Annotated in this window: 5 protein-coding genes; 4 read left to right on the forward strand and 1 reads right to left on the reverse strand. The window is 53.4% G+C overall.

Annotation, left to right across the window (positions count from 1 at the left end):
* Positions 1-22: 22 nt before the first annotated feature.
* The 3 genes from ACTNE6_RS09570 to ACTNE6_RS09580 all read left to right on the forward strand — a co-directional run bounded on the left by ACTNE6_RS09570 (position 23) and on the right by ACTNE6_RS09580 (position 11734).
* Entirely contained in the window at positions 23-8065 is an 8043-nt protein-coding gene (locus ACTNE6_RS09570; RefSeq protein ID WP_442499504.1) for a two-partner secretion domain-containing protein, read from the forward strand.
* Positions 8066-8079: 14 nt separating this feature from the next.
* The gene (locus ACTNE6_RS09575) at positions 8080-11079 is read left to right on the forward strand and encodes a caspase family protein (RefSeq protein WP_442499505.1); all 3000 of its coding nucleotides are present in this window, start codon (positions 8080-8082) and stop codon (positions 11077-11079) included.
* An 82-nt stretch (positions 11080-11161) separates the two neighbouring features.
* Positions 11162-11734 carry an OmpA family protein gene (locus ACTNE6_RS09580; protein WP_442499506.1) on the forward strand — a complete coding sequence of 191 codons (573 nt, stop codon included), beginning with the start codon at positions 11162-11164 and terminating at the stop codon, positions 11732-11734.
* A gap of 8 nt (positions 11735-11742) precedes the next feature.
* Here ACTNE6_RS09580 and ACTNE6_RS09585 read toward each other — a convergent pair whose 3' ends face one another.
* The gene (locus ACTNE6_RS09585) at positions 11743-13194 is read right to left on the reverse strand and encodes a serine/threonine-protein kinase (protein WP_442499507.1); all 1452 of its coding nucleotides are present in this window, start codon (positions 13192-13194) and stop codon (positions 11743-11745) included.
* A gap of 578 nt (positions 13195-13772) precedes the next feature.
* Between ACTNE6_RS09585 and mepA the strand changes: the two genes are divergently transcribed.
* Complete coding sequence (gene mepA / locus ACTNE6_RS09590) at positions 13773-14612, forward strand: penicillin-insensitive murein endopeptidase (RefSeq protein WP_442499508.1); 840 nt, start codon at positions 13773-13775, stop codon at positions 14610-14612.
* Positions 14613-14631: the final 19 nt, after the last annotated feature.

A 14631-nucleotide genomic window follows, 5' to 3' on the forward strand; every position in this document is an offset into this window, starting at 1 on the left:
CAGAACAGCAGGAGCAACTACGATGAAGACCGCAACCGACCAATCACCGAACAATAACAATCTGAAAACACTGCCTGCCGTGATCAAAAGGCTGCTGATGGCCGAGGCTGTCGGGGCGATTGCCTTGGGTTGTGCGCCGATGGCGCATGCCAACCCGACCGGCGGCGAAGTGGCCGCGGGCGCTGCCGAGATCGTTCAGCAGGGCGCCCGGATGGACATCAATCAGGCCAGCCAGAGAGCCGTCATCAATTGGCAAGCTTTCAGCATCGATAACGGGGAACACGTCAATTTCAACCAGCCCGGCCGCGACTCCGCGACACTGAACCGCGTGGCGGGCAACGATCCTTCGGCGATTTTAGGGCGGCTGACCGCCAACGGTAACGTCTATCTTGTCAATCGGAACGGCATCATGGTCGGCAAGGATGCCGAGATCGATGTCGGTTCGCTGACTGCCACCACGGCGAACATCAGCAATAAGGATTTCATGGAAGGCCGCATGAACTTTGCCGAACCCGGCAATCCGGATGCCCGCATAATCAATCACGGCAACATCACCGTGCAACAAGGCGGTCTGGTTGCTTTGGTGGCGCCAGGCGTGGAGAACCACGGCACGATCAACGCCCGGCTCGGCAAGATCGCCCTGGCCGGCGGCGACGCTTTTACCCTGGACCTGTACGGCGACCAGCTCATCAACCTTACCGTCACCAAGGAACAACTGGCGCAAATCTCAAGCGCCGATGGCAAACCCTTGTCGCACTATGTCAGCAACACCGGCGAGATCATCGCCGACGGCGGCATGGTGACCATTTTGGCCGGCACCGGCAAAGCCATTGTCGACAGTCTGATTAACCTGAAAGGCCATGTGCAGGCACAGACCGTTGAAAACCGTAACGGTGTCATCACCCTGCTCGGCGATGAAAACACTCAAGTCGAAGTAGCCGGAACGCTGGATGCCTCCGGGCAGACAGCCCAGGCCCGAGGCGGCCGCGTGGAAGTACGCGGCGGCGAGGTGCAGCTGGCAGAGGGCAGTCGGATTGACGTCTCCGGTAACGGGCAGGGCGGTACGGCTCTGGTCGGGGGCGATTTTCAGGGTTCGGGCGAAGGCATCAGAGCCAGGACGACGACAGTCGAACGCAATGCCGCGATCAATGCCGACAGCCATAGTGCAGGGGATGGCGGCAAGGTCATCGTCTGGGCGGACGATCATACGCATTTTGACGGCGCCATCAGCGCCCGCGGTGGGCAAAACTCGGGCAATGGCGGTCTGGTGGAAGTCTCCGGCAAACAAACACTGCACTACGACGGCGATGTCGATGCCAGCGCCAAAAACGGCAAGGCAGGCGAGCTGTTGCTCGACCCGGGCAATTTAATCGTTAAGACGATGACTGTCGAAGAGAATAAAACGGCAGCCAAACCCGATGCTAACGGTGCTGTAACAACCACCTCAACGGATGCGGCGGTCAACGTACAGAAAGTCAATGCTTTGCTCCAGGGCGGCACCAGCGTATCCCTGAAAGCCGACAACGACCTGACGGTCGCGGCAAAAATCGACGGCCGCCAGGCCATCGATGGTAAAATCGGCGCCTCGATCTCGCTTGCCGCCGGACATGACGTAAATATAAACGATCATATTTTCACCAATAACGGCGACATCTTAATCAAGGCCAGTACCGGCGATATCACCATGGCGGGCGGCACCATCCTGTCGGCCGGCAACCGCAATATTACGCTGGCCGCCGGCAGCGATGTGGATCTGCAGCATCTCGTGACCACGGGCAAGATCGCTGTGACCTCGGGTGCCAATGCGACATTCAAGCAGGCTTTGACGGGCCTGAACAATCAGGGTGTCGGTGAGTTTGTTGTTGATGCCGGCGGTAATGTCGTGCTGAACGGCCTGTTGAGCAACAGTGCCGTGACCGTGTCGGCGGATGGCCTGATCGATGTCGTCAAGCCGGTGTTCACGGCCGGCGATGTCAATCTTGCCGGCAAGACCCTGACCGTTGAATCGGGCGCCGGCATCAGCACCAAGGGGGCGAGCGGAAACGTGGCCGGCAAAGCGCTGAATCTGACTGCGGCGGACAATATGAGCGTCAAGGGCAATCTGCTGACCGGCAATGCCGCGATCAACCTGCAGGCCCAGAATGGCAGCCTGACCACAGCCGGCGACATCGCCATCGATTCCGGCTCGGCAGGGCTGGCCCTGAAGGCGGGCGGCGACATCAGCCTGAGTTCCTTGTGCCTGGTGTCCGGCGGCTGTGACGGCAAGCCTGATGCGCAGACCACGGCGGCGGCAGCCATCACCTCTGAAAACGGCAACATCACCTTGAATGGCGATTTGCTGGCCGACCGGTCGTTGCTGCTGACAGCCAATAATGGCGCCCTGACGCTCGGCGGCATCGATTTGCGTTCACGCCAGGGCGCTACCCTGCAAGCCCAAAGCAAACAGGGTATCAATCTCAACAATGATATCCTGACCAATAACGGTGAGATGGCCATCAGCTCGACAGGCGGCGCCATCAAAATGGCGGACAATAAAATCCTGTCCGCAGGCAATCGCAATATTACGCTGACCGCCGGCAGCGATGTCGATGTGCAGCATCTCCTGACTACGGCCAAGATCGCCGTGACCTCGGGTGCCAATGCGACATTCAAGCAGGCGCTGACGGGCCTGAACAATCAGGGTATCGGTGAATTTGCCGTTGACGCCGGCGGCAACGTCGTGCTGAATGGTCTGCGGAGCAACAGTGCCGTGGCCGTATCGGCGGATGGCCTGATCGATGTCGTCAAGCCGGTGTTCACGGCCGGCGATGTCAATCTCGCCGGCAAGACCCTGACCGTTGAATCGGGCGCCGGTATTAGCACCAAGGGGGCGAGCGGAAACGTAGCCGGCAAGGCGCTGAATCTGACTTCGACGGGTGATATGAGCGTCAAAGGCAATCTGCAGACCGGCAATGCCGCGATTAACCTGCAGGTCCAGAACGGCAGCCTGACGACAGCCGGTAATATCGCCATCGATTCCGGCTCGGCAGGGCTGGCCATGAAGGCGGACGGCAATGTCAGCCTGGGCTCCTTGTGCCTGGTGTCCGGCGGCTGTGACGGCAAGCCTGATGCGCAGACCACGGCGGCGGCAACCATCACCTCTGAAAACGGCAACATCACCTTGAATGGCAATTTGCTGGCCGACCGGTCGCTGCTGCTGACGGCCAATAACGGCGCTCTGACGCTCGGCGGCATCGATTTGAGTTCACGCCAGGGTACTACCTTGCAAGCCCAAGGCAAACAAGGCATCAAACTCAACAATGATATCCTGACCAAGAATGGCGACATTGCCATCAGCTCGACAGACGGCGCCATTACCATGGCGGCCAATAAAATCTTGTCCGCCGGCAATCGCAACATTGCGCTGGCCGCCGGCGGTAGTGCGGACCTGCAGCATCTTATGACCACGGGTAAGATCGCTGTGACCTCGGGCGCCAATGCAACATTCAAGCAGACTCTGACAGGCCTGAATAATCAGGGTATCGGTGAATTTGCCGTCGACGCCGGCGGTAATGTTGTGCTGAACGGCCTGTTGAGCAACAGTGCCGTGACCGTGTCGGCGGATGGCCTGATCGATGTCGTCAAGCCGATGTTCACGGCCGGCGATGTCAATCTCGCCGGCAAGACCCTGACGGTTGAATCGAATGCCGATATTAATACCAAGGGATTGAGCGGAAACGTGACAGGCAAGGCGCTGAATCTGACTGCGGCGGACAATATGACCGTCAAGGGCAATTTGCTGACCGGCAATGCCGCGATCAACCTGCAGGCCCAAAACGGCAGCCTGACCACAGCCGGTGATATCGCCATCGATTCCGGCTCGGCAGGGCTGGCCCTGAAGGCGGGCGGCAACGTCAGCTTGGGCTCCTTGTGCCTGAGCTCCGGCGAGTGCGGCAGTAAAGTGGCAGCGCAGACCACAGCTGCGGCAGCCATCACCTCCGAGAACGGCAGCATTACCTTGAATGGCAATTTGCTAGCCGACCGGTCGCTGCTGCTGACAGCCAACAACGGCGCCCTGACACTCGGCGGCATAGATTTGAGCTCACGCCAGGGTGCTACCCTGCAAGCTCAAAGTAAAAATGCCATCAAGCTCAACAGTGACATCCTGACCAAGAACGGTGAGATTGCCATCAGCTCGACAGACGGCATCATTACCATGGCTAAGGACAATAACATCGCCATCGACTCCGGATCGGCGGAGCTTGCCCTGAAAGCGGACGGCGACATCAGCCTGGGCTCCTTGTGCCTGATCTCCGGAAAGTGTGGAGCAACAACCCCAGAGAAAACATCGAAAGTAGCAAACATCACCTCCGAAAACGGCAACATTACTTTAGCCGGCGATTTGCTGGCCGACCGGTCGCTGCTGCTGACGGCCAATAACGGCGCCCTGACGCTCGGCGGCATCGATTTGCGCTCACGCCAGGGCGCTACCCTGCAAGCTCAAAGCAAACAGGGCATCAAGCTCAACAATGATATCCTGACCAATAACGGTGAGATTGCCATCAACTCGACAGGCGGCGCCATTACCATGGCGGACAATAAGATCCTGTCCGCCGGCGACCATAACATCACGCTGACCGCCGGCAGCGATGTCGATGTGCAGCATCTCCTGACTACGGCCAAGATCGCCGTGACTTCGGGCGCCAACGCGACATTCAAGCAGGCGCTGGCGGGCCTGAACAATCAGGGTATCGGTGAATTTGCCGTTGACGCCGGCGGTAATGTTGTGCTGAACGGTCTGAGGAGCAACAGTGCCGTCACCGTATCGGCGGATGGTTTGGTCGATGTCGTCAAGCCGGTGTTCACGGCCGGCGATGTTAATCTCGCCGGCAAGACCCTGACCGTTGAATCGGGCGCCGGCATCAGCACCAAGGGGGCGAGCGGAAACGTGGCCGGCAAAGCGCTGAATCTGACTGCGGCGGACAATATGACCGTCAAGGGCAATCTGCTGACCGGCAATGCCGCGATCAATCTGCAGGTCCAAAACGGCAGCCTGACCACAGCCGGTAATATCGCTATAGACTCCGGCTCGGAGGTGCTGACTCTGAAGGCGGGCGGCGACATCAGCCTGGGCTCCTTGTGCCTGGTGTCCGGCGGCTGTGACGGCAAGGCTGACGCGCAGACAGCAGCGGCGGCAACCATCACCTCCGAAAACGGCAACATCACTTTGGCCGGCAATTTGCTGGCCGATCGGTCGCTGGTATTGAAAGCAAATAATGGCGCTCTGACGCTCGGCGGCATCGATCTGAGCTCGCGTCCAGGTGCTACCCTGCAAGCCCAAAGCAAGCAGGACATTAAACTCAACAATGATATTCTGACTAAGAACGGTGAGATGGCCATCAGCTCGACGAACGGCGCCATTACCATGGCAGGCAATACAATCCTGTCCGCCGGCAATCAGAACATTTCGCTAGAGGCAAGTGGTGATGTGCATGCGCAGCATCTTATCTCAACCAATAAAATCGATGTCACTTCCGGTGCTGACGCCAGTTTCGGGCAGGCATTAACCGGGATACAAAAACAAGGCATAGGCGATCTGATAGTTAATGCTGCCGGCGATGTAACTTTGAACGGTGCCTTATCGAATGGCTCAGTGACGGTAGCTAATGCCGATAATATCAGCATCCTCAAGCCGATCTTTGCTGCCGGCGCAGTCGATTTCAACAGTAAATCGCTTGATATTGCGAGCGGGGCGGATATCAGTACCAAAGGCATGGATGGCAAACATTCCGGTAGCCAGATCAAGCTGACTACAAACGGCAATATGATGCTTAATGCCAACTTAATGACCGGCGATGCGGCGATTGAGTTGAAAGCGACCGGCATGGAGAGCTCGATAACCACGGCTGACAACATCAGCATAAACTCAGGATCGGCCGCCGTGAATATCGATGCCGATGGCGATATTAATCTGGGTAGCACTTGTCTTGCACCCGGCAAAGTATGCAATCCGAATGCAGATGATCCGGATGCAGAAATTAATATCGACAATCCCGCCATGGCGACCATTATTTCTCAAAACGGCGATATCAAGATCGGCGGCAGCGTCATAGCCGACCGTTCGTTATCCATTACCGCCAGTCAGGGCAAAATCGATCTGGGAACCATCGATCTGCGTTCCCGAGAGTCGGCCGGATTGCAATTATCGGCAAATGACGCGATTGCCTTGAATGGCGATGTGCGGACCCTAAACGGCATGCTGACAATCAGCCATGCCGGAAGCATTACGGGTAATCCGGAAAAGCTGCTGGAAACCGGGACTGCCGATATTTCTCTTATCAGCGAAGGCGATGTTTCCTTATACAATGTATTTACTACTGGGAAGCTCGATTTGATCTCTGACGGCTCGATTACTTTCAACAATGCTCTGGGGGTGGACCAGGACAGTATTTACAAGGGATTGGCGGCGCTTATGGTCCAGGGCAAAGGATCAATAACATTTAATGATCAAGTCCATTTGACAGGCATTCATCCAATTAACGGAAATTATCAAAGTAGCGACGACGTGCTGAATATTCAGCAAACAGGCACTAGCGGGAAGTTAACCATTAACGGAAAAATCGTGGTGGATAATGGCAGCGTTTATTTAGGCAAGCCTGCTGGAACGGATTCTTTCACTGATGACAACAATATCGAATTGGGGAATTCAATTTATGTTTTAAATGGCACAACTATCACCCTGAATAATGATATCCATGTGATTGAACCTAAACTGACAAAATCTGAGGAAGAAAAATCTGAAAAAATAAAGTTGAAGAAGCTGGATGTTGATATTCCTTCGGAGCTTATCGGCTATGAGTTACAACGGGTGCAAGACGAGGATGGTCAATTGGTAAACGTGCTGGACAACAGGACAGGAGCAATTGCCGTTAACGGAAATATAACGGGTTTATTCGAATCTGCAGCGCCGCTTAATATAGCGTTCGCTTATAAAACGTCTGTTTCTTTGCCAAAATGGCAGGCGATTCCGGAAAATCTTTTTGTAAATAAAGAGACTGGCAAAGAATACACTATCTTTGACGGCGAGTTCACTCGTCATGATTATTCCGATAATGACGGGAATGAATTTAGCGTACACTGGATCGGAAGCGCGGCATTTCATTTTGAGGAAATCACTAAACCTGAAATCATTAAACCTAATAATGCATTTAAGCCGCAAAAGGCTATGGTGCCGGATAACATAAAGCCTGCTTTCCTCTCAATTATGATGAAAAGCATAACTCAGACTCCAGCTCCGATTACGCTGAACAGCATAGTACCTGTCCCGTCTCCACAAGCAGCCTCAACACCGGCACCAACAACGGACCCTTTTGAAGGCTTTAGGCAGGCTACTTTTTTGAATGAATTTAATAACTTAAGCAATGAGATCACTGTGGCTAAAGCGGATTCTCAAAGCCTCTCCAGCCTTGCTTCCGTTAATGGGCACTCAATCGACGTTAAGCCATTGGAAATCAATACAATAGATACCCAGTTGCCAGGGAATTCAGCAACTCCTTCCGTTCCTGAGCGAATTTCCATTTCGCCAGCTATCAAACAAGCTTCGGAGTACACAAAGACATTGGGAACGGTTCAGGTTGATGGCCATTCAATTACTGTCAAGCCAACGGAAGAAAGTACAACCAAAATCACATTATCCAAAAATTCAGCCTCGACCCCTGAGCAAGTTAAAATTTTCCACACTGAATCAACGCTGGATGGCTTAAAGACATTGGATGTGCCAAAAACAAACGCTCTGGACCCTGACCAGACCGACACGTCATCCAGTACCAAACAGACGTTGAATTACGCCAATTCGTTGGAAGAAGGGCCGGACTCTGCGGATCATCCTGAGAATGAAGAGTCGGTTATCCTGGGCGGCGGCAGTGAGGCCGATAATACCGATCTGGGTTTGAACTCTCCGGAAACCGGTGCGGTACAGGATACTTATTCGACCAAGCATTCTCCCGTTTGCAGCGTCAATAAAACAAACGGCAAATCCAAAGCCGGTCTTCCGCATTGCGGTAATTCTTCGCTATCAAAAAGCTGAGGAATAATTGTCCCATGATCATAAAAAAAACGCTTTTCGGAATGGCGGCCGGACTTCTCTTGATCCATAAGGCTTATGCCGCAGTGCCCTCCAGCGACCCGGTTATCCGGGTCGATACCGCTTATCATAGCGGGCCGATTTATGGCGTAGAGCCATTGCCGGATAATGAAAGGCTGGTAACGATATCGCATGATAAAACCGTCAAAATCTGGCGTAGCCGGGATTTCAAGCTGTTAAAGACACTTCGCATCCCGATAGGCGATGCTTACGAAGGCAACCTCGACAGCATTGCCGTGTCGCCTGATGGCAAGTTTATCGCGGTAGGAGGCTGGACCTGCTGGCAATGGGATCAGCAGGGGTGCGTTTATCTTTTTGACGCGGCGACCGGAAAATTGCAGCACAGCATCGAGCGGTTAAAAAACATTATCGGTGCGTTGCAGTTTTCCCCTGATGGCAAAGTCCTGGCGATCGGCCTGCACGGCAATGGCGGCGTTGTTTTTGTCGATGCTCAATCTTTTCAGGTTCTGGCGCAGGATCAGGAATATGGTGAACGGGTCACCGGACTGTCGTTTTCCAGTAATGGTTATGCCGTCAGCGCTTCCAATGACGGCTATCTTCGCGTTTATGATCCGCAATTCAAACTGGCCGCGCGCGTCAAGGTGCCCGAAATCAACCGCATTGCCGACAGCTATTTTTCGCCGGACGGCAAGAGACTTCTGGTCGGTTCATACGATAGCCCGCTGATTCAGATCTTATCCTTGCCGCAGCTGCAGGTTGAACACAGTTTGCGTACCGCTCCCGGGCAGTCATCCTTGAAAACGCTCAGAGGCGCTGTCTGGAGCCAATCCGGCGAATTCATTTACGGCGCCGGAGATTCCGACAGTGTTCATGAGACGGAAATCCTGCGCTGGCGCATAACAGATTTGAGCCGGTATGAGACGATCAAAGTCGCTCATCGGATTCAATCCATCCGGCCTCATGGCCAAAATGGCGTGATTTTTTCCACTGAGGACGCTTCGATTGGCGTTATTAACGATCAGGACAGTGTGGCGCGTATTTCCGATACGCATCTGGTTCAATCGCCGATCATGAGTGACGAATTCCGGGTGTCGGCTGACGGCAAGCAAGTCACCTTTCCAGTGAGCATAACCGATAACCGGGATTTTATGTTCGATATCGAGCGCTTATCTTTGAGCGAATCCGGTTCCGTGCCGGGACTTAAGCCCAAGAACAGGACTCAAAAGCGTATTCAATTAACGCATTGGCAAGACAACACAACGCCGGTGTTAAACGGGCAGCCGCTGAGGCTGGAACCGTTTGAAGAGATTCGATCCTTTTCCGGAACTGGCAAGCAGACATTTCTGGGAACCGATTGGCTGTTGCGGGCATACGATAAAAACAACCAGCTGAGCTGGAAAACACCAACGCCTGGCGCAGTATGGAATGTTACAGTCAGCGGAGATGACAAATGGATTGTTGCCGTTCTGTCGGACGGTTCCGTGCGCTGGTACCGTGCTGAGGACGGGCAGGAGTCTTTGGCATTGTTTGTTGATCGGCTTTCCCGGGAGTGGGTGCTCTGGCGGCCTGACGGTTATTATGCTTCATCGGAGAATGGCGACAGCCTGATCGGCTGGCACGTCAATCGAGGCAGGGGCAATGAGCCCGATTTTTATCGTGCGGTGCAGTTTGAAAAGCAGTTTTATCGCCCTGATCTGCTGCGCGCACAGATAGGGGCCATGCAAATGGCTGCAAACAGCAGCGCGGATTCCAATCCTCAGCCTGGCCAAGCCAGCGCGGGTACACGCCAGGCCGTCACCTTATCCGGAATCATGACGCCGAACTTCGCGGAACCGGCTCCGGGTACATTTACGCTAAATCAACTGAATGAAATTGCCCCGCCTCGCATCCAGATTGCATCGGCCCGGGCCGTGCAGACTCCCGAGGGCGCGACTGAACTGGAGTTGACGGTAGAGGCGGAAAAAAACAGCCGTCCCATGCAGGATGTCACCGTTTATGCCAACCTGCTGCCGGTTGCGGCGAACGAGGAGCGCCGCCTTGACGTTAACGAGACGGATACGTTTCGCAGGACTTTCAGATTTCCTGTCAGCGGCGGAGACAATCTGATCCGCGTGGAAGTCAATAACGGCGTTTCCTTAGGGCTGGCGGAACAGTGGGTGGAAGTGCCTGCCATGAGTCAGGCAGCTCCTCCCAAAGGCGATCTCTATGTGCTGGCGGTCGGCGTCAATCGCTTCGACCGTATCTCGGCGGCCGATAAGAACAAAGTGCCGGATCTGAAATACGCGGTCAACGATGCCGAAAAGCTGGCTGGCCTGCTGGGAAATTCCGCGAGCAATGACGGCTTCAACCAGGTCCACGTCCAGTTGTTGACCGATTCCGCCCAGCTGCCGCCCAGCCGGCAAAATATCCTGGCAGCACTGAAAGTATTTGAGCAGGCGGGCCCGAATGATACGGTGCTGTTATTTCTCGCCTCCCACGGTTTCAGCGACCAAACCGGCAATTACTATTTTCTGCCGCAGGATGGCGAATATAACGATGTGGAGTCGGTATTGTCCGGCAGGAATTTGAGCGGCAAAGCCTCTACATTGCTCAGCTGGACTGACTTTTTCGATAACATGCGCAAGGCGGCGGGACGGCGCATACTCATCGTGGATACTTGTCAGGCGAAAAGTATTTTCGGCGAGTTTGACGCCAGATCCCTGCGCAAACGATCAGCCGCCTCACTCTTTCCGCTGTTGCTGGCTTCCAAGGGGGATGAACTTTCGCAGGAATATGAGCCGGCGCAACATGGCTTATTTACTCACACGCTATTGGAGGGTTTACAAGGACTTGCAGATTACAACCACGACCGCAGAATTACGCTGGCCGAACTTCACGATTTTTCAGTGCCGCTGGTGAAAAAACTGCACAATCCGTCTGCCGGCGCGCAGACGCCGCAGTTGATCGCACCAGGCTCGCTGGCGAATATCGAGTTGCCTTTAGCACAATCAAATTAAAGGGTTTACGAAAAAAGACGGTTACTGACGAGTAAGGTCAGACGAATATTTATCATAATTTTAAGAGACGAGAGCATAGGATATGAGTATTTTAAATAAATCAAACGGCATCACTTTGGCCATAGTATGTTGCCTGGCTTCAGTTAAAGCCGGGTGGGCAGAAGATTTAAACGTCGGAGCAAGGGCGCCTACAAAAGAGGAAGTTATTCAAGCGTTTAAAACAAATTCTGATGGCGGTGAGAAAGTGCTTACACGGGGCATTCATATTCGCCCGACCGGGCAAACGGGAATGACTTCTTCTCAGGCCGCAACGCCTAAAGCAATTTCCCTGGAAGTCCGTTTTGGCTATAACTCCGCTCAGTTGACTGATGATGCCGTCAGGCAGCTGACTCCGGTGGCGGAGGCCCTGGTATCGGGTGAGTTGAAGAATTTGAATTTTCATGTGGAAGGCTATACGGATGCCAAGGGCAGTGATGGATACAACAAGGATTTATCGCTGAAGCGAGCCGCCACTGTACGTGATTTCTTTGTCAAGAGACATGGGCTGAATGCCTCAAGAGTACAATTTTCAGGATTGGGAAAGAGCAACTTGCTGGATCCCAATAACCCATTCAGCGAGGTAAACAGGCGCGTACGCATTGTAGCGACTCAATAGCTGAAAACTTATAGAACCGGTACGGTCAAACTGACCCTTGACGAGATATAGGATTGCAGTTGAGGGTTTAGTTTACCGTCCGGATTAATAATATTCTCCGTGACAGGCAGAGGTTCAGCGCTGCCGAAGGCTTCTATGCGGTCTGTTCCCGACGGGCCCGAAACAGTCAGTTCATAGCCCGCATTTTTCTTCGGCAGGCGGACCGTCTTACCGGCCGCTATCCAATTATTCGGCTCATAGGCATTAGGAAAAATCGTAGAAATTTCTCCATCCGTGCTTATGTGAACGATGGTCACATACATCGCTTTTTCCGTTTCCAGCAATAACGTCATGGCTTCCCCGATACGATAATTCGGTGCGGAAGACCGCAGTTTCAATGGTTCGTGCTGCACGGTTGCAACCTTACTTTCCTGATGTTGCCGATCAGTTGGCGTATCGGCCTGAACGGCATTGGCCTCAACCTTATCTGAAGGCGCCTGTTTTTGTGTCTCGGATTTGGCAACATCGTAGCTCGGCTCGTTTTTACCATAAAACAGCCATAAAAGGATCGCAAGCAGGCCTAGAGAGAACAGGCTGGCCGCTGCAATTGCTCCTGATTTATAACGCTTTTCCGGAGAAATTTCCTTTATAAACTGGCTGATTGTTCTACAACGGTTTTCCTGCTTTAGTGCCAGGCCGTGCTGCAACCCTTTCCATTGTGATTTTGTTATCGAAGTTATAGGCGCAGGCTGCACTTTCAAATCGAAGGCCTGCTGGGCAGTCGACCGCGAAAAGGGATGTTTGCCGGACAGAAGTTCATAAACAATACAGGCGAGGGCATAAATATCATCTCTTGGGTCAGGCTCAAGGTTATTAAGCATTTCCAAACTTGCATAAGCGGGCGATAGCGCATTTAACGAGCGGGAATGGAAAACGGTGGCATCGTCATCACTTTGTCCTGTTCTCTTGAATGGGCAAGCTATGCCGAAGTCCAGGACTTTGACATGGCTCTTGTCGTCGACAAAAACGTTACCCGGTTTGAAATCGGAGTGGACTATGCCGTTTTTATGCGCATGGGAAAGTGCTGCCGCCATATCCTGTATGATGGGCCAGGCCTTTTCAAACGGCATGCCTGATGGGTATTCTTTAATCAAGGAACTGAGCGGACGGCCTTTGAGAAGCTGCATGCTCAGATAAACGTTATCCGCATCGCGATCAAAATCGTATACTGTAACAATGTTCGGATGAGCAAGAGATTTAGCTTTTTTAGCCTCCCGTTGCATCGCCACGAAAAAAATAGGGTCATCAAGAAATTCAGGATTAAGAAGTTTTATCGCGAGGTAGGGGTCCTTGTCATGGGCTTCCTGGGCCACTAAATCCAGTGCTTTATATACGGTTCCCATTCCTCCCTGACCGAGCACTTCCTGCAGTACGAATCGTCCTTTTAACACTGTCTTGCCCCCAACACATAATTTTTCCATTGTTTCTACCTAAACTAAATAAGATCCCGCTTATACCAATAAGTAATTTGGTTTTTCTAATCAAGCGCTTTTTACGACCAGAACATTGTCGTTAGCAAAATTGAGTCCTTGCTGCCTATAAGAACTATTAGATTATTTGAGCATATGTGGACTCCTTCCTATCATTAGTGCTAATGATGATTCCGTTCAGTTTCTCAAGACATGAAAGATATTCATTGAAATAACATTATATTCGACCGGCGCCTTTCCAGGGAGCGTTGATTAATACGCTTTTTAATTTGCAAATGCATCGAGCGGATTTATCAAAAATCCACCGTCCAGCAATATCCATTAAACAATATTTTTCAATGATTTTTCATGATTTTCTTCTTAATCTACTCAGGCCTTACGCAAGCCTGTGAGGACAACTTCAGCCGCTTGGAGCGATGGCAGGCGAAAACGGAGAATAAGGCTGATCAAAAAGGTACGCCGCGTACACTACGCAAGGCAAATTTAAAAATGCCGCGCTATAATTTCAGATTTGATCAGTCAGAGGTAAAGGTGTGTTCAGAAGTCGGTTTTCGGTGAAGCAATATGGGATGTTTTTTCTGGCGCTGAGCGCCTTTTCCGGCAGCGCCGTCGCGCAGCCTGCCGCCCATGCCTGGGCGCGGGTCACCACGCCCGTTATAATGGGCGGCGCGGCGCAGAGCATCGGCACTTATACCGCTGGCTGCCTGAGAGGCGCCGCGGCGCTGCCACAGGACGGAGCCGGCTACCAAACCATGCGCTTGTCGCGCAAACGTGTCTATGGCCATCCCGACCTGATTCATTTCATTGAAAAACTCGGGCAGACGACTGCCGATAAAGGCTGGGGCACCCTGTTAATCGGCGATCTAGGCCAACCGCGAGGCGGACCGACGTTGACCGGACATCGCAGCCATCAGACCGGGCTCGATGTCGATATCTGGTATTTGCTGTCCCGGGAAGCGGCGGCCAGAAGCCTGAGTCTCGATGAGCGCGAAACTTGGGGCGCGCCTTCCGTGCTGGCCGTCAGATCGGATGCAGTGGACGCCAGCCGCTGGTCGCCGGCTAACGAAAAAATTCTCGAAGCCGCTGCGCGCATGCCCGAGGTCGAACGCATCTTCGTCAATCCCGGCGTCAAACGCCAACTGTGCGCCAGTAGGATGCCGCACGACTGGCTCCGGAAAATCCGACCCTGGTGGGGGCATGATGACCATTTCCATGTGCGCCTGAAATGTCCGGCTAGCAACAGCCAATGCCAGGGCCAGGAACTGATTCCCGAAGGCGACGGCTGCGACGCCTCGCTGGACTGGTGGTTCTCGGCCGAGGCGCGCGAGCAGCTTCGCTCCGGCAAGGCCCGCAAGCCTGCTGCAGCGCTTGTGCTTCCCGAACAGTGCCAGACTGTGTTGAAGGAATAAAAAATAGCGGATGTCTGCA

The organism is Methylobacter sp. sgz302048 (assembly GCF_052162025.1).
Taxonomy (GTDB): domain Bacteria; phylum Pseudomonadota; class Gammaproteobacteria; order Methylococcales; family Methylomonadaceae; genus Methylobacter.

Excerpts from the sequence above, each read along its gene's own strand:
- ACTNE6_RS09585 (WP_442499507.1), bottom strand. The coding sequence starts at position 13,194 with ATGGAAAAATTATGTGTTGGGGGCAAGACAGTGTTAAAAGGACGATTC.
- ACTNE6_RS09570 (WP_442499504.1), top strand. The coding sequence starts at position 23 with ATGAAGACCGCAACCGACCAATCACCGAACAATAACAATCTGAAAACA.
- mepA (WP_442499508.1), top strand. The coding sequence starts at position 13,773 with ATGTTTTTTCTGGCGCTGAGCGCCTTTTCCGGCAGCGCCGTCGCGCAG.
- ACTNE6_RS09580 (WP_442499506.1), top strand. The coding sequence starts at position 11,162 with ATGAGTATTTTAAATAAATCAAACGGCATCACTTTGGCCATAGTATGT.
- ACTNE6_RS09575 (WP_442499505.1), top strand. The coding sequence starts at position 8,080 with ATGATCATAAAAAAAACGCTTTTCGGAATGGCGGCCGGACTTCTCTTG.